17 protein-coding genes are annotated in these 23,064 nt (G+C 50.2%); 13 read left to right on the forward strand and 4 right to left on the reverse strand.

Features of this window, described 5'->3' with window-relative positions; all coding sequences use genetic code 11:
* The first annotated feature begins 96 nt into the window (after window positions 1-96).
* Complete coding sequence (guaB, locus tag ACQ66Q_RS13430; RefSeq protein ID WP_430457272.1) at window positions 97-1,566, forward strand: IMP dehydrogenase; 1,470 nt, start codon at window positions 97-99, stop codon at window positions 1,564-1,566.
* An 85-nt stretch (window positions 1,567-1,651) separates the two neighbouring features.
* On the forward strand, window positions 1,652-3,229 hold the full coding sequence (gene guaA, locus ACQ66Q_RS13435; protein ID WP_430457273.1) for a glutamine-hydrolyzing GMP synthase: 1,578 nt from the start codon (window positions 1,652-1,654) through the stop codon (window positions 3,227-3,229).
* A gap of 62 nt (window positions 3,230-3,291) precedes the next feature.
* On the opposite strand, the gene ACQ66Q_RS13440 is transcribed toward guaA, so the two are convergent.
* The gene (locus tag ACQ66Q_RS13440; protein WP_377243961.1) at window positions 3,292-3,510 is read right to left on the reverse strand and encodes a hypothetical protein; all 219 of its coding nucleotides are present in this window, start codon (window positions 3,508-3,510) and stop codon (window positions 3,292-3,294) included.
* A gap of 200 nt (window positions 3,511-3,710) precedes the next feature.
* On the opposite strand from ACQ66Q_RS13440, the gene tadA reads away from it, so the two are divergent.
* Entirely contained in the window at window positions 3,711-4,268 is a 558-nt protein-coding gene (gene tadA / locus ACQ66Q_RS13445; protein ID WP_430457274.1) for a tRNA adenosine(34) deaminase TadA, read from the forward strand.
* Window positions 4,269-4,496: 228 nt separating this feature from the next.
* Here tadA and mltF read toward each other — a convergent pair whose 3' ends face one another.
* Entirely contained in the window at window positions 4,497-5,996 is a 1,500-nt protein-coding gene (mltF, locus tag ACQ66Q_RS13450; protein WP_430457275.1) for a membrane-bound lytic murein transglycosylase MltF, read from the reverse strand.
* 226 nt (window positions 5,997-6,222) lie between these two features.
* On the opposite strand from mltF, the gene purL reads away from it, so the two are divergent.
* The 7 genes from purL (at window position 6,223) to ACQ66Q_RS13485 (ending at window position 16,863) form a co-directional block, all read left to right on the forward strand.
* Complete coding sequence (gene purL / locus ACQ66Q_RS13455) at window positions 6,223-10,116, forward strand: phosphoribosylformylglycinamidine synthase (protein WP_430457276.1); 3,894 nt, start codon at window positions 6,223-6,225, stop codon at window positions 10,114-10,116.
* A 632-nt stretch (window positions 10,117-10,748) separates the two neighbouring features.
* Entirely contained in the window at window positions 10,749-10,910 is a 162-nt protein-coding gene (locus ACQ66Q_RS13460) for a hypothetical protein (RefSeq protein ID WP_430457277.1), read from the forward strand.
* A 7-nt stretch (window positions 10,911-10,917) separates the two neighbouring features.
* A complete protein-coding gene (locus ACQ66Q_RS13465) occupies window positions 10,918-11,082 on the forward strand; it encodes a hypothetical protein (protein WP_430457278.1) in 165 nt (54 codons plus the stop codon).
* Between the two features lie 41 nt (window positions 11,083-11,123).
* The gene (locus tag ACQ66Q_RS13470; protein ID WP_430457279.1) at window positions 11,124-12,368 is read left to right on the forward strand and encodes a hypothetical protein; all 1,245 of its coding nucleotides are present in this window, start codon (window positions 11,124-11,126) and stop codon (window positions 12,366-12,368) included.
* Window positions 12,365-13,330 carry a hypothetical protein gene (locus ACQ66Q_RS13475; protein WP_430457280.1) on the forward strand — a complete coding sequence of 322 codons (966 nt, stop codon included), beginning with the start codon at window positions 12,365-12,367 and terminating at the stop codon, window positions 13,328-13,330. The genes ACQ66Q_RS13470 and ACQ66Q_RS13475 overlap by 4 nt, the downstream gene beginning before the upstream one ends.
* A 291-nt stretch (window positions 13,331-13,621) precedes the next feature.
* Window positions 13,622-14,758, forward strand: a complete 1,137-nt coding sequence (locus tag ACQ66Q_RS13480) for an HlyD family secretion protein (RefSeq protein ID WP_430457281.1) — start codon at window positions 13,622-13,624, stop codon at window positions 14,756-14,758.
* Window positions 14,758-16,863 carry a peptidase domain-containing ABC transporter gene (locus ACQ66Q_RS13485; RefSeq protein WP_430457282.1) on the forward strand — a complete coding sequence of 702 codons (2,106 nt, stop codon included), beginning with the start codon at window positions 14,758-14,760 and terminating at the stop codon, window positions 16,861-16,863. The genes ACQ66Q_RS13480 and ACQ66Q_RS13485 overlap by 1 nt, the downstream gene beginning before the upstream one ends.
* Window positions 16,864-17,066: 203 nt before the next feature.
* Here ACQ66Q_RS13485 and ACQ66Q_RS13490 read toward each other — a convergent pair whose 3' ends face one another.
* On the reverse strand, window positions 17,067-17,765 hold the full coding sequence (locus ACQ66Q_RS13490; protein ID WP_430457283.1) for an OmpW/AlkL family protein: 699 nt from the start codon (window positions 17,763-17,765) through the stop codon (window positions 17,067-17,069).
* Window positions 17,766-18,132: 367 nt separating this feature from the next.
* On the opposite strand from ACQ66Q_RS13490, the gene ACQ66Q_RS13495 reads away from it, so the two are divergent.
* Window positions 18,133-19,401 (forward strand): sugar MFS transporter, encoded by a 1,269-nt coding sequence (locus tag ACQ66Q_RS13495; protein ID WP_430457284.1) that lies wholly within the window; start codon window positions 18,133-18,135, stop codon window positions 19,399-19,401.
* Window positions 19,402-19,461: 60 nt separating this feature from the next.
* Here the strand turns inward: ACQ66Q_RS13495 and ACQ66Q_RS13500 are convergent, their stop codons facing one another.
* Window positions 19,462-21,174 carry a GNAT family N-acyltransferase gene (locus tag ACQ66Q_RS13500; RefSeq protein WP_430457285.1) on the reverse strand — a complete coding sequence of 571 codons (1,713 nt, stop codon included), beginning with the start codon at window positions 21,172-21,174 and terminating at the stop codon, window positions 19,462-19,464.
* A 188-nt stretch (window positions 21,175-21,362) separates the two neighbouring features.
* Between ACQ66Q_RS13500 and ACQ66Q_RS13505 the strand changes: the two genes are divergently transcribed.
* Window positions 21,363-22,286 (forward strand): 2-hydroxyacid dehydrogenase, encoded by a 924-nt coding sequence (locus tag ACQ66Q_RS13505; protein ID WP_430457286.1) that lies wholly within the window; start codon window positions 21,363-21,365, stop codon window positions 22,284-22,286.
* On the forward strand, window positions 22,286-23,050 hold the full coding sequence (locus tag ACQ66Q_RS13510; protein WP_430457287.1) for an enoyl-CoA hydratase-related protein: 765 nt from the start codon (window positions 22,286-22,288) through the stop codon (window positions 23,048-23,050). Before ACQ66Q_RS13505 ends, ACQ66Q_RS13510 begins: the two co-directional genes overlap by 1 nt.
* The last annotated feature ends 14 nt before the right edge of the window (window positions 23,051-23,064 follow it).

Below are 23,064 nucleotides of genomic sequence, written 5' to 3' on the forward strand. Positions count from 1 at the left end.
ACAAAAACAAAAAATGCGTTGTTTGAAACGCGCTTTGCGGATAAAATTGCGCCGCAACATTCCCCGATTTTTAACCACCACAGCGAGATTGTTGCAATGCTCAGGATAGTCAAAGAAGCCCTTACATTTGACGACGTGTTACTTGTACCGGCGCACTCCACCGTACTACCTCATACCGCAGATCTGCGGACTCAACTGACCAGCAAAATCAGCCTGAATATCCCGATGGTTTCCGCGTCGATGGACACTGTCACTGAAGCCCGCCTGGCCATCGCGCTGGCGCAGGAAGGTGGTTTAGGATTTATCCACAAGAATATGACCATTGAAGAACAGGCCGCCAACGTTCGTAAAGTAAAAAAATACGAAAGTGGTGTGGTGTCTGATCCGGTCACAGTCCGTGCTGAACAAACCGTGCGTGACGTACAGCTGCTGTCGCAACAACATGGTTTCTCCGGTTTCCCGGTAGTCGATGCTGAAGGCAATCTACTGGGTATCGTCACCGGTCGCGACTTAAACGTCGAAACCAACCCGCAGGCTCCAATCTCTTCAGTGATGACTCCGCGTGAACGCCTGGTCACTGTGCATGAAGATTCACCGCGTCAGAATGCATTAGCGCTGATGCACAAGCACCGCATCGAAAAAGTCTTAGTCGTTGATAATGCCTTTAAATTAAAAGGCCTCATCACAGTGCGTGACTACTACAAAGCCGCCAGCAAACCAAACGCCTGTAAAGACGAATTTGGCCGGTTACGCGTCGGCGCGGCCGTCGGCGTTGGCCCTGGTACCGATGAACGCATCGCTGCTTTAGTGGAAGCGGGCGTTGACATTCTGTTAATTGATACCTCACACGGCCACTCGCAAGGCGTGATGGACCGGGTGAAGCAAACCCGCGCCATGTACCCGGATTTACAGATTGTTGCCGGTAACGTAGCAACAGCCGAAGGCGCCAAAGCGCTGGCTGAAGCCGGTGCCAACGCCGTCAAAGTCGGCATTGGCCCTGGTTCTATCTGTACCACGCGCATTGTCACCGGTTGTGGTGTGCCACAAATCACCGCTATTGCTGATGCAGTGGAAGGCGTCAAAGGGATGGACGTTTGTATCATCGCTGACGGCGGTATCCGCTTCTCCGGTGACGTGTCAAAAGCTTTAGTAGCGGGCGCGCATTGTGTGATGGTCGGTTCGATGTTTGCCGGTACTGAAGAAGCGCCGGGTGACGTCGAACTGTATCAGGGCCGTTATTACAAATCGTACCGTGGCATGGGTTCTTTAGGCGCCATGGCACAGCGTAACGGTTCGTCAGACCGCTATTTCCAGGGCAGCAACAGCGCGGAAAAACTGGTGCCGGAAGGTATCGAAGGCCGTGTGGCGTACAAAGGCCCGATTGAAAACATCATTCACCAGCAAATGGGCGGCCTGCGCTCATCAATGGGTCTGACCGGTTGTGCCACGATCGGCGAGCTGCGCACCAAACCAGTGTTTGTCAAAGTGACTGCGGCCGGCATGGGTGAATCGCACGTCCACGACGTGCAGATCACCAAAGAAGCACCCAACTACCGCGTCAGTTAAAAAATTCCAGCGCCGGCCTCAGACCTCCTGACGCCGGCGCTGTATTTTCCGGGCCAGCATGGCCTCGTACCTTAAAAAGGTTGATATGAGCAAAAATATTCATTTCCATAAAATCCTGATCCTCGATTTCGGTTCGCAATACACTCAGCTGATCGCGCGTCGCGTCCGCGAAATTGGTGTCTATTGTGAATTGTGGGCCTGGGATGTCACGGCTGAGCAAATCGCTGAGTTTAATCCAACCGGGATTATCCTGTCCGGCGGTCCGGAAAGTGTGACTGAAGCCGGTTCACCGCGGGCACCGAAGTATGTATTTGAAGCCAATGTGCCGGTATTGGGCGTCTGTTACGGCATGCAAACGATGGCGGAGCAGCTGGGCGGTAAAGTCGCCAGTTCCGACAAGCGTGAATTTGGTTATGCCCAGGTTGAAGTGGTCAGCCCAAGCGCGTTGTTTAACGGCATTGAAGATCACCTGAACGAACAGGGCCACGGTTTACTCGACGTCTGGATGAGCCATGGCGATAAAGTCGTCGCAATTCCTGAAGGTTTTGTTACCACGGCACTGACGCCCACTTGCCCGCATGCGGCGATGGCGAATGAAGCCAAACAATTCTACGGCGTACAGTTCCACCCGGAAGTGACGCATACCCGCCAGGGCCTGCGCATGCTGGAGCAGTTTGTCGTCGACATCTGCGGTTGTGAAAAGCTGTGGACGCCGGCGTCGATCATCGATGACGCTATCGTGAATCTGAAAAAACAAATTGGCGACGATCAGGTGATTTTAGGCCTGTCCGGTGGTGTTGATTCATCGGTCGTAGCGATGCTGCTGCACCGCGCCATCGGTAAAAACCTGACTTGTGTGTTTGTTGATAACGGTCTGCTGCGCTTAAACGAAGGCGCACAGGTGATGGAAATGTTTGGCGATCATTTTGGTCTGAACATTATCCATGTCAAAGCCGAGCAACGCTTCCTCGACGCGCTGCAAGGTGAAGCGGAGCCGGAAGCCAAACGCAAAATCATTGGCCGGGTGTTCGTTGAAGTGTTCGACGAAGAAGCGAAAAAACTGCAAAACGCCAAGTGGCTGGCACAAGGCACGATTTATCCGGACGTGATTGAATCGGCCGCCTCGAAAACCGGCAAAGCCCATGTGATCAAATCACACCATAACGTCGGCGGTTTGCCGGCGGATATGAAAATGGGTCTGGTTGAGCCGCTGCGTGAGCTGTTTAAAGACGAAGTGCGCAAAGTTGGTCTGGCGCTGGGTCTGCCTTACGATATGCTGTACCGTCACCCGTTCCCGGGACCAGGCCTTGGTGTGCGTGTGCTCGGCGAAGTGAAAAAAGAATATTGCGACATTCTGCGCCGCGCTGATGCGATTTTCATCGAAGAGCTGCGTAACAGCGGTTGGTATGATCAGGTCAGCCAGGCCTTTGTCGTATTCCTGCCGGTGAAATCGGTCGGTGTGATGGGCGATGGTCGCAAGTATGACTGGGTGGTCAGCTTACGCGCCGTACAAACTATCGACTTTATGACCGCGCATTGGGCGCACTTGCCATATGAGTTGCTGGGTCATGTGTCTAACCGCATCATCAATGAAATCAATGGCATCAGCCGTGTGGTTTATGATGTGTCGGGTAAACCACCTGCGACCATTGAATGGGAATAATGGTCAACGCATAAAACAAAACAGCAGCTCAGGCTGCTGTTTTTGTTTCCGTGTTTGCTCGGTTATAACCGGTTGATTTGGTCTTTTAATGTATAGGACTTGTCGGTGACGATGGCTTCTAAGGTTGCGACCCGCTGCTTTAACTGCTCCAGCTGTGCCCGCACATCGTCGGTATTCTGGTTGGCGGTAGCCAATTTCACTTTAGTCTTGGTGTGCTGTTCATAAAAGGCATAAGCAAATGCACCAACAACCGCGATAAAACCAATATCAAATACACCCATCTGAATTCCCCTGTGATTTTTTGACTGAACAGAAGTCGTCTCGCAACTGTTATGCCATAAATATTTCACTTATAAAACAACGAACTTGTTACAGCATGCAACTATGAATAGTTTATTTTCGCCAATTTCTGGTGATTTTCACCGCTGCAGCTGGCGCTTGCCATGATAAAATCGGTCGCGATGATGACAGGAGAACTTTCGTGAACAGCAGCGATACCGATCAGCACTGGATGTTATATGCGATGCAATTGGCTGCCAAAGCTGAAGCTGCCGGTGAAGTGCCGGTTGGCGCTGTGCTGGTCAAAGACGGTCAGGTGCTGGGAGAAGGCTGGAATCTATCGATCTGCCGGCATGATCCGACCGCGCATGCGGAAATGCAGGCGATTCGTCAGGCCGGTCTGGTGCTGAAAAACTACCGGATGCTGGATTGTACTTTGTATGTGACGTTGGAACCTTGTGCCATGTGTGCCGGAGCTTTGGTCCACAGCAGAGTGCAGCGACTGGTGTTTGGTGCGACCGATCTGAAAGCCGGCGCTTGTGGCTCGGTGTTTGATATTGTGCGTCATCCGCAGCTGAACCATCAGTTGGAGGTGTGCGGCGGGGTGCTGGCTGAAGACTGTGCCAGGCAATTGTCAGATTTTTTTAAGAAACGCCGCGCCGAGCAAAAAGCGCTGAAATTGCAGAAAAACGCCGAACAGGCAGAGCTGACTCAGCCGCAGATCTCTGCGGGTAAAGCGACAGGGGATGCGGCTAGCTGATTATATTCGCGCTGGCGGCGAAACAGTTTTAACACTGACATATTGCGTTTGACCCGGCGGCGACTGGCGCCTACATCCATCAGCCGGCGTTTGCGTAACATTTTCGGTCTTTTTCTTCTTAACATGTCCACTTCCTTTCACTGAATGCCGCCACTATAGGGAAATCGTCCCGTGCCTTCAAGCACACTGCAGCAAGCGCTGCGGTGTAACAGCAACAGTTCGAGTCATTCAGTTGCGTTTTGGTTCAGATTTTTTGTCTTCGGTAGTCGATTTCAGCGCTGGTTTTGGCGTAGTCACGGTCTGCGCTGATGTTGTTGCTGTCGCAGCAGTTTTAGATTTACGTTGTATTTGCCCTGTCGGTTTTTGTGCGGCCTGTTGCTGCTCTGCTTGTTTGCGTTCATCCACCCACAATAACGTGTCGTAATAGCGGCGGATATTCTCAACGTAATACACCGCCATGTCGCCACGCGCATAACCAGTGCGGGTCTGCCGGTAGTATTTACGTTGGCGCAGCTGCGGCAGCCGTTGTTTCACTTCGGCCCAGTTATCGGCATTGGCCCCGTCTTTTTCCGTCAGCAAGCGCGCGCTTTCAACATGACTTAAACCCAAATTGTAAGCAGCAAGTGCAAACCAAAGCCGGTCCGGCATCGGGATCCGTTCGGGTAAGCGGTCCAGCATCCGTTGCAGATAGCGGCTGCCACCGCGGATGCTTTGTGACGCATCGACCCGGCTCGACACTTTCATCAGATTGGCTGTATCGACGGTCAGCATCATCATACCGACGACGCCCTGCGGGCTGCGTGCTTTTGGATCCCAGCGTGATTCCTGATAGGCCAGCGCCGCCAGCAGACGCCAGTCCAGTGGACCGGCATGTTGTTCAAACATATTTTTGTAACGCGGCAGGGTTTTATCGATTGCTTCGATGTAATCCAGCGTGTCGGCATAATTAAAACGCCGCACATGGCCAAAGTACTTATCTTCCAGCGTCAGCAAATCTGCGCCTTCATAACTGCGGCCAAAAAACTCAATAAGCACGCTGTACAGCGAATCGTCATTATTTTTTGGCAGCAGCCACGCCACCGGTTGTTGGCGTTTTAACGTTAAAGCCACGCCGAGGTTGGGGTAAAAACGCTGATTGATCGCCAGCATATGTGAATCGGCGAGGGTGTAGGCGATTTTGCCTTCAGCGACTTTTTGCAACAGTTCGGTTGGGTCGTCGGTGTCGTTTAATTCAATTTGCAGCTGCGGTTCTGAAGTTTTCAGCGCCAGCAGTGTTTCGGCCTGGCTGGAGCCTTTTAGCACCACAATAGGACCAGACAGGTCCTGCAAGGTCTTGGGCCGGCGTGTTTGCTGGCCAAACACCAGCACTTCATCAGCCAGCTGATAAGCCGGCGCCAGCCGGTATTTTTGTTGTAAGGCTTCGGAGATGGTGGAACCGCTGGCGATTAAATCAATATCGCCATTACTAAGTTTCACTAACAGCTCATCAATATGGAAAGCGCTGACCAGCTCGAGTTTCACACCAAGTTTATCCGCCAGTGCCTGCGCCAGCTCATATTCATAACCGGTCGCGCCATCCGGGCCAACAAAATAGCTGGTTGGACCATTTAAGATGCCAACGCGAATGCTATCTCTTTGATAAATCTGATGTAAGTGCATAGGTGTCGGCGCCGGGCTACAGCCGGTCAGCAGGACAATCCACAGCATTACAGACAGAAAAATACGCATTCACATAAAGCCTTTGGTCACAGAAGCCGGTATTTATATCAAATTTTGCGCAATTCGTCAGGCATTGCCGTGACAGCAACTGGTTTTCACTGTGCAGGTCAAGCGGCGCAGGCTAGGCAAATGCGCGCTCAAACGGCTTTATTGATACCCAAGGACGGCTTTTTTCTTTATAATGCGGCGCCGATTTCAAGGTTCCGTCCACGACCAACCCACGGGAAAAAAATCTATGTTAATCCTGCGTGGTGCAGCTGCACTGTCCGAGTTCCGAGTTCAGAAAATCATCGATCTGTGTGCCGAGGCCCAACTGCCTGTCAGCGATGTTTATGCCGAATTTATGCATTTTGCCGATGTGACCGACAGCCTGAGCGCTGCTGAGCACAACACGCTGGAAAAACTGCTGACCTACGGACCAACGCTGGCATCGCACCAGCCGGCCGGCCAGTTATTACTGGTGACGCCACGTCCTGGCACTATCTCTCCTTGGTCGTCTAAAGCGACCGATATCGCGCACAACTGTGGCCTGAACAAAGTGCTGCGGTTAGAACGCGGTGTCGCTTATTACCTGACTACCACGCGCTCACTGTCTGCAACTGAGCAGCAACAAGTGGCAGCGCTGATCCACGACCGCATGATGGAAGTGGTGTTTACTGAACTGCAGCAAGCCGCCGCCCTGTTTAGCAAAGCTGAACCGGCGCCGGTATCTTCGGTCGACATTCTGGCCGGTGGCCGCGCAGCGTTGGTTGAAGCCAATATCCGTATGGGCCTGGCGTTGGCCGATGATGAAATCGACTATCTGTTCAGCAACTTCACCGCACTGGGCCGTAACCCGAACGACATCGAACTTTATATGTTTGCGCAGGCCAACTCTGAGCACTGCCGCCACAAAATTTTCAACGCCGACTGGACCATCGACGGCGAGAAACAGCCGAAGTCGCTGTTTAAAATGATCAAAAACACCATGGAAAAGACGCCGGACTATGTGCTGTCGGCTTACAAAGACAACGCCGCGGTGATGGAAGGTTCAAAAGCCGGCCGTTTCTTCCCGACGCCGGATACGCAGGAATATCAGTACCATCACGAAGATATTCATGTGCTGATGAAAGTCGAAACGCACAACCACCCAACGGCGATTTCGCCGTTTCCAGGCGCTGCCACAGGGTCTGGTGGTGAAATTCGTGATGAAGGCGCGACGGGCGTGGGTTCTAAACCAAAAGCCGGTTTGGTGGGTTTCTCAGTATCGAACTTACGTATTCCTGGCTTTGAACAGCCGTGGGAAACCGATTTTGGTAAACCAGGCCGCATTGTGTCGGCGCTGGACATCATGACCGAAGGCCCACTCGGCGGCGCTGCGTTTAACAACGAATTCGGCCGGCCAAACATCCTCGGTTATTTCCGCACTTATGAAGAGCAAGTGCCAAGCCACAACGGTGAGGAAGTACGTGGTTACCATAAACCCATCATGATCGCCGGTGGTCTTGGCAACATCCGTGCTGAACACGTGCAAAAAGGGGATTTACCGGTTGGCGCCAAGTTAGTCGTGCTCGGTGGCCCAGCGATGAATATCGGCCTCGGTGGTGGTGCAGCGTCTTCGATGGCCTCTGGCCAATCTGCCGAAGATTTGGATTTTGCCTCAGTGCAGCGCGAAAACCCGGAAATTGAACGCCGGTGTCAGGAAGTGATCGACCGATGCTGGCAGTTGGGCGCGGACAACCCGATTGTGTTTATCCACGACGTCGGTGCCGGTGGTTTATCTAATGCCTTCCCGGAACTGGTGAACGACGGCGGCGTTGGTGGTAAGTTTGAACTGCGCAACGTACCGAACGATGAGCCAGGCATGTCTCCGTTAGAGATCTGGTGTAACGAGTCGCAAGAACGCTACGTGATGGCGATCCCGGCCGACAAAATGCCAGTGTTTGAACAAATCTGTAAACGTGAACGTGCACCTTATGCGGTGGTCGGTGAAGCGACGGCTGAGCAGCACCTGACGCTGTCGGATACGCATTTTGGCAATACGCCAATTGACCTGCCATTGTCGGTATTACTTGGCAAAGCACCAAAAATGCACCGTGACGTCGCGTCAAAACAAACCAGCGGCAAAGCGTTAGAATTTGCTGGTGTCAGTATTCAGGCTGCGACTGAACGCTTATTGCGTTTACCAACGATTGCCGAAAAAACTTTCTTAATCACCATTGGTGACCGTTCTGTCACCGGCATGGTGGCGCGTGACCAGATGGTCGGTCCATGGCAGGTACCGGTGGCGAACTGTGCCGTCACGACTGCCGCGTTGGATACTTATCACGGCGAAGCGATGTCGATGGGTGAGCGCACGCCGGTCGCGCTGTTAGATTTCGGCGCTTCAGCGCGTCTGGCGGTGGCAGAAGCTATCACCAATATTGCAGCGACCGACATTGGTGATTTAAAACGCATTAAGTTATCCGCCAACTGGATGTCTGCAGCCGGTCACCCGGGTGAAGACGCCGGTCTGTATCAGGCAGTCAAAGCTATCGGCGAAGAACTGTGTCCGGCACTTGGCATCACTATTCCGGTCGGTAAAGACTCGATGTCGATGAAAACCAAGTGGCAGGACAACGGTGAAGACAAAGCAGTGACTGCGCCAATGTCACTGGTCATCACCGCCTTTGCCCGCGTTGAAGACGTGCGTAAAACAGTGACGCCACAACTGCGTACCGATAAAGGCGCTAGCTCGTTGTTGCTGATTGATTTAGGCCTTGGTGAAAACCGCTTAGGCGCTTCTTGTCTGGCACAAGTTTACAAACAGCTGGGCCAACATGCACCGGATCTGGCCTCACCAGAACTACTGGCGAATTTCTTCCACGCCATTCAGCAGCTGACCCATGAACAAAAACTGCTGGCGTACCACGACCGTTCAGACGGTGGTCTTTTGGTCACGCTGGCGGAAATGGCTTTCGCCGGTAAAGCCGGCTGGAACGTTGATATCAACGCCCTGGGCGGTGACGACCTTGCCGTGCTGTTCAGCGAAGAGCTGGGCGCTGTGATTCAGGTTGCGGACAGTGAGTTGGCTTATGTCCAGCAAGTGCTGGCGAAGCATGGTCTGGCGGCAAACAGCTATGTGCTGGGCGCAGTCAGCAACACTGATGCGCTGGTGGTAAGCCGTGGCGAGCAAGTGATTTACAGTGACAGCCGCACGCGTCTGCGTTGTATCTGGGCTGAAACGACGAATCAGATCCAGTCTCGTCGTGATAACCCGGCCTGCGCTGAACAGGAATTCGCGGCTAAAGCGGACCAACAAGACCCAGGTCTGAACGTCAAACTGAGTTTTGACCTAAACGAAGATGTTGCTGCGCCTTATATCCTCAAAGGTGCTAAGCCGAAAGTTGCCGTGCTGCGTGAGCAAGGCGTCAACTCGCACGTGGAAATGGCGGCAGCCTTTAATCGTGCTGGTTTCACCGCGGTCGACGTGCACATGAGCGACATTCTGAGCGGTCGTCGCAGTCTGGAAGAATTTAACGGTCTGGTCGCTTGTGGCGGTTTTAGCTACGGTGACGTGTTAGGTGCCGGTGAAGGCTGGGCCAAATCTATCCTGTTTAACGAGCTGGCGCGGCGTGAATTCAGTCAGTTCTTTGAACGCGAGTCGACGTTCACGCTCGGCGTCTGTAACGGCTGCCAGATGGTGTCGAATCTGAAATCGTTAATTCCAGGTGCTGATTTGTGGCCACGTTTTGTCCGCAATAAATCTGAACGCTTTGAAGCACGTTTCAGCTTGGTCGAAGTGCAGCAGAACCCGTCATTGCTGTTTGCTGGCATGGCCGGTTCACGGATGCCAATCGCCGTGTCACATGGTGAAGGCCATACTGAGTTTGCCAGCGCGCAAGCCTTAGCGGCAGCAGAGCAAAGCGGCACTATCGCGCTGCGTTTTGTCGACAACTATGGCCAGGTCACCACGCAATACCCAGCGAACCCGAACGGTTCTGCCAACGGGATCACGGCGCTGACCACCACAGACGGCCGCGTCACTATCATGATGCCGCATCCGGAGCGCGTATTCCGCGCCGTCAGCAACAGCTGGCACCCGGACGAGTGGCAGGAAGACAGCCCATGGCTGCGCATGTTCCGCAACGCGCGGGTTTGGTTGGGCTAATTGTAGGCGTATTTGACGGATGACAGATTGTCACTGACCGCTCATAAGATCCCCCGCTGATACCGGGGGATTTTTTATGCCCATGGAACGGCGGTTACGCCGCAAATGCAGGAGCAATGAGTGACGATACATTTACTCCCTTTTTAAAGGTTCTATCATCACCTCCGCCTGCTCATACAGCGAAAAAAATTGCAATAGCCCTGGTAGGACTGGTCAGCGCACTGCAGACACCACGACACTTTTCGTCATGTCCAATCCTCATAATTCTTTCGCGTCATGGTTTTTATTAAGAAATCACTGCTGACCACACAGGACAGCGGATCTTTGCACGCGAGAAGTTGTTAGATCCCTGATGTGGTTGTTATGTCGCCTCACTGGCAATGACAGAAATCTGAACTGCCGTTTTGAGGTGGCGGGAATGCAATATCGGGTTCAGTGTGAAAAAAGGCTACCCTGAAGCGCTATTTAAGTGATAAATGCGTGATAAACATGTTATTTATATGGTTTTTTGGTGTAAATTTCTGGTTGGGTATGATTCCATTGATTGGCTTGGAAGCGACAGTACAAGCAAATAAAGCGACAAACCAGCGGATAAGATGGTTTGTATTTTTCAATCAAAAGGAGTTTATTTTATGTCTATTTTATTGAAATCAAGCATTGAGAATCGGATTGATCTTTCAAAAAACACTGAGCTGTTAAAGTTGATTAGTGGTGGTTCTTGCGGTTGTAAAGGTAAAAAAGTTACAAAAACAACCAATGGTGATACTACCTCATATTCTGTCGATGCTGCGTGAGGTGGATATGACCAGCATTATGATTAATTCGTCAAAAAATCAAGCGAAAGAAATCGATTCATTTTTCGAACTGGACATTGAGTTGTCAAAGAAAGTATCAGGTGGCGCTTGCCAGCTTACTTTTAAAATCGAAAAAGGAAAAGTAAGCGAGCCGACATTAGACGCCTCGTAATATAAATTAGTGTGTTTTTCACTAGAATAGCCGCACAAGATGTGGCTATTGTTTTATATGTTATTTTTGCCAGTGATGATGAGGATTCCATGAGGCTGTTGTTGATTTTTATTGTGTTTTTCTCATTTTCATCAAGTGCGGAAAATTGTGAAACATACACCCGAAGTGGATTGATCTTGGCCGCGCTCCAGTGTTTAGAGGGTGATAAAGGTGAATGGTCTGAATATGAACGATCAATTTTATATTCGTTTGTCGGTATGAATGATAAATCTGATACGATAATAAACCCATCTGGTGAAATAGCTCCAAATAGCACTAAGAAACAGATAAATCATGACATTTCTGCTTATGAAGCCGTTACAACAATTGTTGAGTTAAGCAAGGGACGTCGTGTAGTTATGGTTAACGAGTCACATCATCAATCATTCCATAGATTATTTGCATTAGATCTTGCCAGGAAATTAAAGTCCGAAGGGTTTACTCACTTTGCGATGGAAGGTTTATCGCAATCCACGGCGACACAACGCCAGGGATATTCAACATACTCAAACCCAGTTGCAGGTATATATACGGCTGACCCGGCATTTGCTTATTTGATTAATGAAAGTATCAAGTTGGGATATACACTCCATTCGTACGAAGCGTATGAAACGAAAAGCATTGAAGAAAGAGAAGAGAAACAAGCGGAAAATTTAAAAAATATTTTAGATTCTAACCCTGAAATGAAGTTGCTTGTTTATGCTGGTTATTCACATATACAAAAAAAGCCTTCAAAAAATGGCATTCAATGGATGGCTAACCGCTTTATAAAAAAGACAGGTATTATCCCATTTACTGTTGATCAGGTTGCAGGTACCTACATTGAAGATAAATCTCAAAACGATTATGTTCTTGATTATATAGATAAAAAATTTGCCTTCGAAGCGCCTGCAGTATTTAAAATGAATAATTCAAACTGGTTGCGACCACTAAATTATCAAGGTGATGCAGATATTGTTGTATTCCATCCATTCTACAAGTATTCAAACGACAGGCCAAGTTGGATTAAGGCAAATCGCCACAGAATTAAAATAGATAAAAATATTGTTGGCAGTAAAAGGCCGGTACTAATTAGGGCTGTGAATTTGCATCATGGGCGTAATGCAGTCCCTATTGATCAGTTTGTTGCAGAAGCTGAAGATATAAAAGATTTGTTCTTGCCTACTGGTCGTTATCGCCTTGAGGTCGAGAGAGACAAAAAAATAATAAAGCTGGGACAGATTACTGTAGGTGGTATGCAAGAATGATTGCTATTTTTGGTAGTGAAGATGTCGAGCAGGTTGTTTATGTGAAAGAGGCGCTTGCCAAGCAAGGCTATGATGCCCCAATAATTGATTTTTCATCCGGTTTGTCGTTAAATTTTCAGATAGATAATTGCAATGAAATCTATTTTGACTATCACGGGCTGAGTTTTTGTCAAAGTTCGGTGATTTGGCGATGTACTAAATTTCTTTATAGAAGATTTGGAGATACTGAAGAGTGGGCCGGTGAGTATATTAAGCAATTTTTCAGGAAAGAATCATATTTAAACTTTATTTCTTTGTTTTCTTCATATATGCATAACGATCCTAAGCTTGATTTTTTGGCTAACAGGAAAGCTTTACAACTTTTCAATGCTAAAAAATGCGGATTTGTTATTCCTCGGACTATCGTATCCAATTCACTGCGGGACATTCATAATTGGATGCAGGATGAAAATTCATTTATTACTAAAGCGATAGGGGAGCCGTATATCCCTATAGTTAAAAGTGAAGGTGTTGTTCAGGACTTTATCATGACAAGTCCGGTTGACCTTGAGTATCTTCAGGATAATCTGGGAAAAAATATTGAGCCATTTCCTGTACTTATTCAAGAAAGAGTAAATAAGAAATATGAGTATCGTTGTGTGTATGTCAATGGAGAGTTTTTTTCTTTTCGGATAGACCCATTTCAACATCCAGTCATGCATATTGATTATCGGGCTGGCGGTATGATGGTGGACTATATCCCCTGTAAATTGCCTCAGCAGGTTGAAGAAAAAATCAGAAGTTACTCTGAAATGGTTGGTTTGTTTTCAGGATGTTATGACTTGATAGAAGATGTGAATGGTCAATTTGTGTTCCTCGAGGTGAATCCTGAAGGCATCTGGGGACTCCACGATGAAATTATGGATGGCAATATCAGTAAAGCGTTTGCCCGGCAGCTGATTAAATTACAAAGTAGCTTGTAGTGATTTTTGTTTTTTTCCTGACCGCTATAAGTCTTGGATTGTCACATTTATTGTGCAAGCATACAGATTGCAGCTGATCAGTGAGCATATTGCCACCGATTTCGACTCGTACTGCGACATAAATAACTTATTGTTGTCGCAAATCCATTGTTCCGAATTTAGATAGTGTGAAACAAGACAGCCATGGACAAACCTCTTTTTCGTTTGGAAGTTCTTCAAAAAAAGCACCAGCGGCTGACAGGAACTATCAATCTGATACAGCCAGCACCTGTCCGTTGGCTGACGTTGCTTTTGCTCTTTATTGTCGTGACAGGGTTGTTTTTTCTGATTAACGGTGAGTACAGCCGCAAGCAGCAGGTTCGTGGAGTCTTGCAGCCGACGTCAGGCGTGATTCGGGTACAGGTGCAAGGAAATGGCATGGTCAGCCGGTTGCTGGTACAGGATGGTCAGATGGTCGTTGCTGGTGCACCACTGGCCGAAATCATCAGTCAGCGTTTTGGTCAGCAACAAACAGAATTGTCCGCGACATTGTTAGCACAGGCAGAAAGGGTTCTGCAGCAATTGCAAAGTGAGCAACAACAACTAAAAGCTCAACAGCAACTCGCATTGCAACAAGTTGCCAGTGAAATACACAGTCTTGAGTTGCAAGTTGAAGAATTGAAATCGGAACAAAAAACGTTGGTGGAACGCCAGACTCTGAATATTGAGCAGCTCGCCAGATTACAAACACTGTCCGGTTCAGGGTTTATTTCAGTACTTGAGTTGAACCGGCAACAAGACCAATTACTTGCCTTACAACAGCAAGACAAATCGATGCGCTCTCAATTGTTGCAATTACAGCAACAGTTGTCCAGCCAGCAAAATCTGCAGGCCAGCTTACCGTCGCAGCATCAGCAGGCGCTCGCGGCGTTGGAACAACAGGTCGCGCAACAACAAAGCCGGCTGGCTGAGTTATCGCATCAGCAAAAGAGCGTGTTGATAGCGTCAGTGGCCGGAACTGTCAGCACTTTGCAGCTGAAAGCAGGCCAGCAGGTCAGCGACGGTCAGTTGGCATTGAGCCTGCTTCCGGAAAATCCTCAGCTGGAGGCGGTTTTGTATCTGCCGACTGCAGCCATTGGTTTTGTAGCTACCGGACAGGAAGCCCGTCTGCGTTACCACGCTTATCCCTACCAGCGATTTGGTATTTTTACCGGGACCGTCGTTGATATCAGCGATACTGTGTTGTTACCCACTGATTTGCCTGAGTTAGCCTTACCGGGTCCTAGTTTTCGTGTACGGGTGAAGTTGCCATCGCAAACGGTACTGGCTTATCAGAAAGCGCTGCCGCTGAAAGCCGGTATGACGCTGGAGGCAGATTTAGTCACGGAAAAACGCAGTTTAATGCAGTGGTTATTTGACCCAGTGTATAGTTTACGAGGACAAATCTGATGCACGCTTTAGTCGGACAACTCCAGTTCTTTTCGCATAAAAAGCTGCCGGTGATCCAGCAGACCGAGGCTGCCGAATGTGGTTTAGCCTGTCTGGCGATGGTGGCTGGTTTTTATGGATTTCGCGCCAGTCTCACTGAACTCCGCACCCAGTTTAACCTGTCCTTACAAGGGGCGACTTTACTTGACCTGATCAATTTTGCCGAGCATTTACATTTGAGTGGCCGGCCACTGCGGATTGAACTTGAACAGCTTGCCCAGTTGCAACTGCCAGCTGTTTTGCATTGGGACATGAATCATTTTGTTGTATTAGAGCAAGTAAAAGCTGGTCAATGCGTTATTGTTGACCCCGCGCGCGGACGACTGAAAATGCCGTTAAGTCAGGTATCGGATCATTTTACCGGTATTGCGCTGGAGCTGTTGCCGACGAGTAACTTTCAGCAAAAAAAGCAGGGTGAACGGTTAGGCTTTCGTGATTTTTTAAGCAGTGTCACTGGCTTAAAACGCTCTTTATCAGTGTTGCTGGCGCTCACTGTATTGCTGCAAATCTTTACCTTAGCCACACCTTATTATATTCAAGTGGTTGTAGATGATGTGTTGCTAAGCGGTGACCAGCAACTGCTGATTGTACTGGCGATTGGATTTGGTTTGTTGTTGCTGTTTGACGGTGCCACTACAGTGCTGCGAAGTTTCGTTATGTTGCATTTGGGTAGTGCGCTTAATTTGCAAATGGCCGCCAATATGTTCCACCATTTAGTGCGCTTGCCGCTCAGTTTTTTTGAAAAACGTCACATTGGCGATGTGTTATCACGTTTTGGTTCACTGGGGCATGTCAAAGAGATGCTCGTCAATGGCTTGTTGGAGGCTGTGATAGACGGCTTCATGGCACTGACAATTCTTTTTGTATTGTTTTGGTACAGCAGCACACTGGCGCTTGTGGTCTGTGTGGCCTTGTTACTTTATATGCTGGTCAGACTGATGCTCTACCCAAAATACCGTGAGGCCACTGAAAACCAGATCCTTGCAATTGCGAAAGAGCACAGTCACCAGATTGAAACCCTGCGTGCCATGCAGACCGTGAAATTGTTTGGCGCCGAAACCAATCGGGAGAGCAACTGGCAACAACTCTATGTTGATGTGACGAATCAGGATATTCGCATTGGCATGTTTAACATCAGTTATCAGCTGAGTAATAAACTGATCAGTGGTCTGGAAAATATCCTGGTGGTGTATCTGGGAGCCAGAGCGGTACTGGATGGTGGTTTTAGCACCGGTATGCTGTTTGCGTTTCTTGCTTATAAAGGCCAGTTTATTGAACGCTCCGTGCGGTTGGTGGATAAGCTTATCCAGTTCCGGATGTTAAGTCTACACTTTGAGCGGCTGGCCGATATTGCATTGACACCGGCAGAAGTTCTGTCTGGTGAAGGCAAAGCCCACCATGAGGTGCAAGGTGCTTTGGCGGTGCAGCAATTAAGTTTTCGGTACAGCGACAACGCGCCACTGGTGATTAACCAGTTGAACTTTCAGATCCGCGCAGGTGAATCGGTTGCTTTGACAGGACCTTCAGGCTACGGCAAAACCACCTTGCTGAAGTTAATTCTCGGTTTGTTGCAACCAAGTAGCGGCCGCGTACTAATTGACGGGCTGCCGAGCACCGAGCTGGACCAGCGACATTTTCGTGCACAAATAGCCAGTGTCATGCAGGATGACCAGCTGTTATCAGGCTCTATTCGCGATAATATTTGTTTTTTCGCCGAACAAATCGATGATACCTGGTTACAACAATGCGCACGGATGGCGGCGATCGCTGAAGATATTGAACGGATGCCAATGAAATACGCCACTTTGATCGGGGATATGGGCTCGACTTTATCCGGTGGCCAGAAACAACGTATTTTGTTGGCGCGGGCTTTGTATCGGCGGCCCAAAATTTTATTAATGGATGAGGCGACCAGTCATTTAGATACACAAACAGAAGCGGCAGTGAATCGGGCAATTCACCAACTCAATATTACCCGGCTTATTATTGCTCATAGGCCTGAAACTATTGCCGCCGCAGACCGAGTCATTGATTTAGAAGCACTGACGCAACAGCAGGTTGCCTGATTAAAAGGGAGGCTTGTCAGAGGATCCTTCTGACAATACAACGGGCAGGCGCTTTGAAATTGACCGCCGTGTTTTGTAATGTAACATCAAATAAAAACAGCGGCATAGCCGCTGTTTTGTTCCCCCTTATTTTGCACCGTCCGTGCTGCTACACCGGCTGCCTGCCAGCGTTTTATCCCGTTTGCCGCAGGATAAATTTGAGATTACATGCTCCAGCGCACGCCAACCATGTAGACCCATGGGTCGATTTGCACGTCGACGCTTTGGATCACGTTGTCATTAACCCGCACTTCACCGGTGGTGTCGATGTCCATTTTGCTGACGGCAAAGTGGGCGCCCCAGTTATCACTCAGTTTGTAGTTAAAACCGGCTTGCAGCGCCAGGCCCCAGCTCGCTTTTAACTTCAGGTCAACGTCATCAGAAGCTGTGGTCACTTTCAGCGCTTGCAGCGTAGTTTTTAACGCGCCTGATGCTGATTCGTCGAAGAATTTGGTGTAGTTCAGACCGACGCCTACGAATGGGTCGAAGTTGCTGTTACCCATATCAAAATGGTACTGCGCGACTAAGGTTGGCGGCAGGTGTTTGGTGTTGCCAATCGCCAGACCGTCAATCGCCGAACCTTTCACCGCAATGTCGTGGCTGAATGGCGTTGCAGCAATCAGTTCAGCGGTCCAGTTTTTATCAATTTTGTAATCGATGGTCAGACCCAGTTGGGTGTTGTTGTCGACTGAGACTGCCGTTGATCCTGTTGGTAAACCGGCAACTTTTTCCACCACGTTTAATGAGCTGCTGCTGTCATTTGGTGCCACTGTGATGGCGCCGACGTTGACAGAAATATTGGCAGAAGCGGCAGCAGTAAAACCAGCAAGGGCCAGTACACACAGGTTCAGTTTGGTTTTCATGTTATTTTCCTTCAGAGACACAGGTCTTGTTTAACTGCGGCCATTGTGCGCTTTTGAATCGGCAAAACTTTGGGCTGGATCAAGCTTTTGCCGCTACAAGCCGCTTTGCAGCGCTAAAGTTTGATGTAAAACAAACTTTGCTGTTTCGTTGAGGTTGGCGTGATAAAAGGTATAAAACGGCTGAAATGTTGAAAACTTACATACGTATGGCAGGGTTGAAGTGTTTGCAAGCCGGATATTGATGCGTATAGTACAAATAGCTAAATCTGGCTGCGGGCTTCGTCAGTTCTGACTGACAGAGGGGAGAGACCGCATTGGCCGCTTTAGTCACGCACAGGATAGACACTTCCATAACAAGAGAATTTGTATGTCAGTAACCACACCATCCGGCGAGGCTTATAAAACCGACGCCAGCGGGCAGAATCATGGTTTTGCCCTGACCAGCCTGACGTTTTTGTTTTTTATCTGGGGTTTTATTACTTGTCTGAATGACATTTTGATCCCGCATCTGAAAAATGTGTTTGACTTGAGTTACACCCAGGCATCGTTAATTCAGTTCTGTTTCTTTGGCGCTTATTTCCTGGTGTCGCTGCCGGCAGGTTTGCTGGTGCGTCGTGCCGGTTATCAGCGGGGTATTGTCATCGGCTTGCTGATTGCGGCCAGTGGTTGCGTGTTGTTTTATCCGGCGGCAGCAACCCAGACCTACGGTCTGTTTCTGGGTGCTTTGTTTGTGCTGGCAGCCGGCATCACGATCCTGCAAGTGGCAGCAAACCCGTATGTGACGGCGCTGGGCCGTGCCGAAACGGCCTCCAGCCGTTTGTCGATGACACAAGCATTTAATTCACTGGGGACGACCATTGCCCCATGGTTTGGTGGCCTGATGATTATGGGCGCGGTGACGGCAGCAGCCGGTACTGCCGAACATAAACTGCAGGAAGCGGAAGCGGTACAGATCCCTTATTTAATGCTTGCAGGCGCTTTACTCTTGCTGGCCGCCATATTTGCCAAGCTAAATCTGCCGACCGTGTCCGAGCATCATGTTGATGAAAAAGTGAATGCAGATCCAGGTTCAGCCTGGCAGCACAGCCATCTGGTGCTGGGTGCTTTGGGTATTTTTGTCTACGTCGGTGGCGAAGTGTCGATCGGCAGTTATCTGGTGAACTTTTTAGGCGAGCCGCATATTGCCGGCATGCCGGAGGCGCAGGCAGCCGCTTACCTGAGTTATTACTGGGGCGGTGCTATGGTGGGGCGTTTCATCGGTGCTGCGGTGATGCAGAAAGTTTCCGCCGGCAAAGTACTGGCTTTCACAGCCGTGGTTGCAGCCGCATTGGTGATTGTTGCTATAGTCAGCAGCGGTGCCTTAGCGATGTGGTCATTACTGGCAGTTGGCTTGTTTAACTCGATTATGTTCCCGACTATTTTTAGTCTGGCGGTGACAGGCCTCGGCCGCTACACCAGTAACGGCAGTGGCGTGTTGTGTGCCGCTATCGTCGGTGGCGCCTTGGTACCAGTGTTACAGGCGGTACTGGCCGATACTATCGGCTTGCAGCTGAGCTTTATCGTACCGGTATTCTGCTACGTCTATATCTGCTACTACGGTCTAGTTGGCTCGAAGATTAAGCAGCCACAGATTTAATTTGTTGGGATGCGGGCGGGTGTAAAACCCGCCCCTACCTGTTGTCGGTACAGGCTGCTGTTAGCCTTCCCCCAGATACCTTGCCCGTTTTGCCGCCTTGATCTTACTGATATCCACCAGCACCAGACCGTCGATACAGTCGGCGAATTCGGGGTCAACGCCAAAAGACAAAAACTGCACGCCACCAGGTTCGGTCAATTCGCTGTATTGTTTGTACAACGTTGGCACTGCCAGCCCCATATTGGCCAGTAAATGCTTCAGCTGGACAAAGTCTTCGGTGTAATTGTCGCCGCTAAAATGCTGCTGCAGTTGCTGCATCGTAGTGATGTCGAGCGAATAGGGCCGGTTTGGCAACGCGCTGTCATCTTCCGGGCTGAAATATAAGGTGTAGAAATACACCAGCAAATCTCGGGCAGCTTTTGGATAACTGTTCGACAGACTGACGCCACCAAACAAATAGCGGATGTGCGGGCGTTGTTTTAAATAGGCGCCGATGCCGTACCACAGATAATCCAGACTGCGTTTACCCCAGTATTTCGGTTGGACAAAGCTGCGGCCGAGTTCCAGCCCTTGCGCCAGCACTGGTTGCAGCTGTTCACTGAACTGGAACAGCGAGGCGGTATACAAGCCTTGTTGACCATGTTCAGCCACCACAGACGCGACTTCGGCAAAACGATAAGCGCCGACGATTTCCAGCTCTTCGTTGTCCCATAAAATCAATTGCTGATAATAGCTGTCGTATTTGTCTGTATCGCGGCGTTTGCCACTGCCTTCACCAACGGCGCGAAAGGCGATTTCACGCAGCCGGCCGATTTCGCGCAGCAGCACCGAACTCGGCTCTGGTTGGTACAGATAAATCTGTTTACCGTCGGCGGTTTCGCCAAGGCGTGGGCATTGGCTGATGGCTTTTTTCAGCACTTGCCGGTCTTCCGGGTGGGCGATGGCCGACTGGGTTTTCAGCAGCGGCGCTTTATCTTTGGCGAGGCGGTATAAGTGCTTTTTAAACACTTTGACCATAGTTTTATGATCAAGCAAAGGCTGGGCAAAGCTGTCATAAGGGATCATATCGCCGATGCGCAGGCCCATATGTTTATGCTTTTGCTTAAACATTTCCTGCACCAGCAGCATCGTCGACAACGGCTTGTACAACATGGAGGCGCCATAAAACAGCAATGAATTTCGCGCGTCGAGATAAATCGGCAGGATCGGTGCTTTGGCGGCCCGGGCAAAGCGTAAAAAACCGCCTTGCCATTTGCCATCACGGACACCATTGGGTTTAAGCCGGGATACTTCGCCGGCCGGAAACATAATCACAGCGCCTTCAGCGGCGAGGTGGGCACCGATATTGTCCAGTAAGCGACGGTCAGTGCCGCCTTGCATATTATTGACCGGTAACAATAAATCGCGCAGTGGGCCAATGCTGCCAAGGAGTTGGTTCGCGACGACTTTGACATCAGGCCTGATATCGCTGATCAGCTTAATCAGCGCTAGCCCATCCAGAGAGCCTATCGGGTGATTGGCGATAATGACGACGCGGCCGGCAGCCGGAATGCGTTCCAGTTCGTTATCCCGCACCTGACAACGAAAAGAGAAATAATCGAGTACCTGTTCGACAAAGTCGAGGCCATATAAATGCGGATATTCAGCAGCAAAACGCTGAAACTCGTCTTCATGCAACAGATGTTTCAGTGCGCCTTTGACCGGTTTGGCCAGCCAGCTGTTGTTGTTCAGTTGCGGCAAATGCCGTTCGACTACTTGTTCCACATTTAACATGCCATGCTCCCGGCGTCTTTTCAGACTTTCGCCTTTTGTGTGGGCTTAGGCTAAGCAGGCTGTATGACAGTCCGGTCACAGAATTATGGCAATTTGCGGAAATTTCCGCCGGCTGTCACAACGGCGGGCTGGTCAGGCAGGGACGGGGCTGTTTAGAATGCAGGTCTGTATTTTTTGTTGAGCTTGCCATGAGCATCGCGCTGATTATTCCGGACCGAAAACTTGATACTGTGGTTGCCGCATTACAACAACAGCTGCCTGACGTTACTATCGAAGTCTGGCCAGAAATCAGCCAGCCGGCAGCAGTCGAATTTGCAGTGGTGTGGAAGCAGCCTGCTGGTAGCGTTTCCTCGCTGCCGAATCTTCAAGCGTTACAGTCCTTTGGCGCCGGCGTCGACAGCATTTTATCCGATACAACCTTACCCGCGTCTTTACCACTGGCGCGAATCGTCGATCCGCACCTGACAGCGTCTATGCTGGACTACCTCGATACCGTGGTGAATTACTACCGGCTGCGGTTTGATGAATTTGGCAACAACCAGCAACAGCAGGTATGGAAGCCGCGTTCACCGCGCAAAATCCGACATCTCACAGTGCTTGGCTTAGGTGAACTCGGCAGTGCGGCGGCACGGCATTTTGCCGGCCTCGGTTATTCGGTCCGCGGTTGGTCTGGCAGTTTGCGTCAGATCGACGGTGTGCAGTGTTTTGCCGGCGATGATCAGTTTGCCGACGCTGTGGCAGAGGCGGACCTGCTGATTTGTTTATTGCCGTTAACCCCAGCGACGGAAAATCTGCTGAATGAAGTTCGCCTGGCGCAGCTGAAAACCGGTGCCATTCTGGTCAATGTGGCGCGTGGTGCTATTGTCGATGACGAGGCTTTATTGGCAGCATTGCAAACCGGCCAGCTGGCTGCGGCTTGCCTCGATGTTTTTCGGATTGAACCATTGCCGGCGCAGCACCGGTTCTGGACAACGCCCGGCATCCTGCTGACTCCGCATATTTCGGCGGTGACCAACGCCGATACTGCCGTCGCACAAATCGCTGAAAACTATCGCCGTGTGCAGGCGGGTCTGCCACTGCTGAATCAGGTTGACCGCACAAGAGGCTACTAATGGCTGCTTATACCTTAGAAATCATTGATCATCTGGCGGTACTGACTTTAGTCAGCGGTGAAAAACGCAATCTGTTAACGCCGGAATCTGCGGTCGAAATCGCTCAGGCAGTTGCAGGCTTATTGGATAATCCGGCAGTCAAAGCTTTAGCGGTCACCGGTCAGCCGGGGGCATTTTGTTCCGGCGCAGACTTGAGCGTGTTACAGCAGGCTGCTGGTGGTGATGGTGCCGAACTGCAACAGATCTATTCTGCCTTTACCACGGTGGCACAGAGTCCACTGTTTACCATCGCGCTGGTCAATGGTCCGGCTTTAGGCGCCGGGATGAATCTGGCGATGGCCTGCGATATCCGGCTGGCCAGCCCTGACGCCTGGTTTGAAAGCCGGTTTTTTAATCTGGCGATCCACCCTGGTGGCGGGCATACCTGGTTGTTGCCGCAGCTGCTCGGCTGGCAGCAGGCTGCCGCGATGATTTTCGCCGGCGAGCGGTTATCAGCGCAACAAGCGCTGGCGCAGGGCTTTGTTAAGGAACTGCACAACGAAGAAGAGCTGCTGACGCGGGCCAAACAGCTGTGCGCGCCTTTGTCGAAGGTCCCGACCGCATTGGTGCGGCAAACCAAAACGTCGATGCTGCAACTACGCAGTTGTGAGCGGCAAGACGATGCTGTCGCTTTTGAATTTCGCCAACAATTTCAATCATTGCAAACCGATGCAGCACAGCAACATATTGCAGCGTTACTAGCCCGCATTCAAAAAAATACCTGACAGGAAAAATGAAC

Source organism: Rheinheimera sp. (assembly GCF_965283995.1).
GTDB lineage: Bacteria > Pseudomonadota > Gammaproteobacteria > Enterobacterales > Alteromonadaceae > Pararheinheimera.

What these genes read in the sequence shown, in the direction of transcription:
- ACQ66Q_RS13440 (WP_377243961.1), bottom strand. Translation starts at nt 3,510, where the DNA reads ATGGGTGTATTTGATATTGGTTTTATCGCGGTTGTTGGTGCATTTGCT.
- ACQ66Q_RS13510 (WP_430457287.1), top strand. Translation starts at nt 22,286, where the DNA reads ATGGCTGCTTATACCTTAGAAATCATTGATCATCTGGCGGTACTGACT.
- ACQ66Q_RS13460 (WP_430457277.1), top strand. Translation starts at nt 10,749, where the DNA reads ATGTCTATTTTATTGAAATCAAGCATTGAGAATCGGATTGATCTTTCA.
- guaA (WP_430457273.1), top strand. Translation starts at nt 1,652, where the DNA reads ATGAGCAAAAATATTCATTTCCATAAAATCCTGATCCTCGATTTCGGT.
- mltF (WP_430457275.1), bottom strand. Translation starts at nt 5,996, where the DNA reads ATGCGTATTTTTCTGTCTGTAATGCTGTGGATTGTCCTGCTGACCGGC.
- ACQ66Q_RS13495 (WP_430457284.1), top strand. Translation starts at nt 18,133, where the DNA reads ATGTCAGTAACCACACCATCCGGCGAGGCTTATAAAACCGACGCCAGC.
- guaB (WP_430457272.1), top strand. Translation starts at nt 97, where the DNA reads ATGCTCAGGATAGTCAAAGAAGCCCTTACATTTGACGACGTGTTACTT.
- ACQ66Q_RS13465 (WP_430457278.1), top strand. Translation starts at nt 10,918, where the DNA reads ATGACCAGCATTATGATTAATTCGTCAAAAAATCAAGCGAAAGAAATC.
- ACQ66Q_RS13500 (WP_430457285.1), bottom strand. Translation starts at nt 21,174, where the DNA reads ATGTTAAATGTGGAACAAGTAGTCGAACGGCATTTGCCGCAACTGAAC.
- purL (WP_430457276.1), top strand. Translation starts at nt 6,223, where the DNA reads ATGTTAATCCTGCGTGGTGCAGCTGCACTGTCCGAGTTCCGAGTTCAG.
- ACQ66Q_RS13475 (WP_430457280.1), top strand. Translation starts at nt 12,365, where the DNA reads ATGATTGCTATTTTTGGTAGTGAAGATGTCGAGCAGGTTGTTTATGTG.
- ACQ66Q_RS13485 (WP_430457282.1), top strand. Translation starts at nt 14,758, where the DNA reads ATGCACGCTTTAGTCGGACAACTCCAGTTCTTTTCGCATAAAAAGCTG.
- ACQ66Q_RS13505 (WP_430457286.1), top strand. Translation starts at nt 21,363, where the DNA reads ATGAGCATCGCGCTGATTATTCCGGACCGAAAACTTGATACTGTGGTT.
- ACQ66Q_RS13490 (WP_430457283.1), bottom strand. Translation starts at nt 17,765, where the DNA reads ATGAAAACCAAACTGAACCTGTGTGTACTGGCCCTTGCTGGTTTTACT.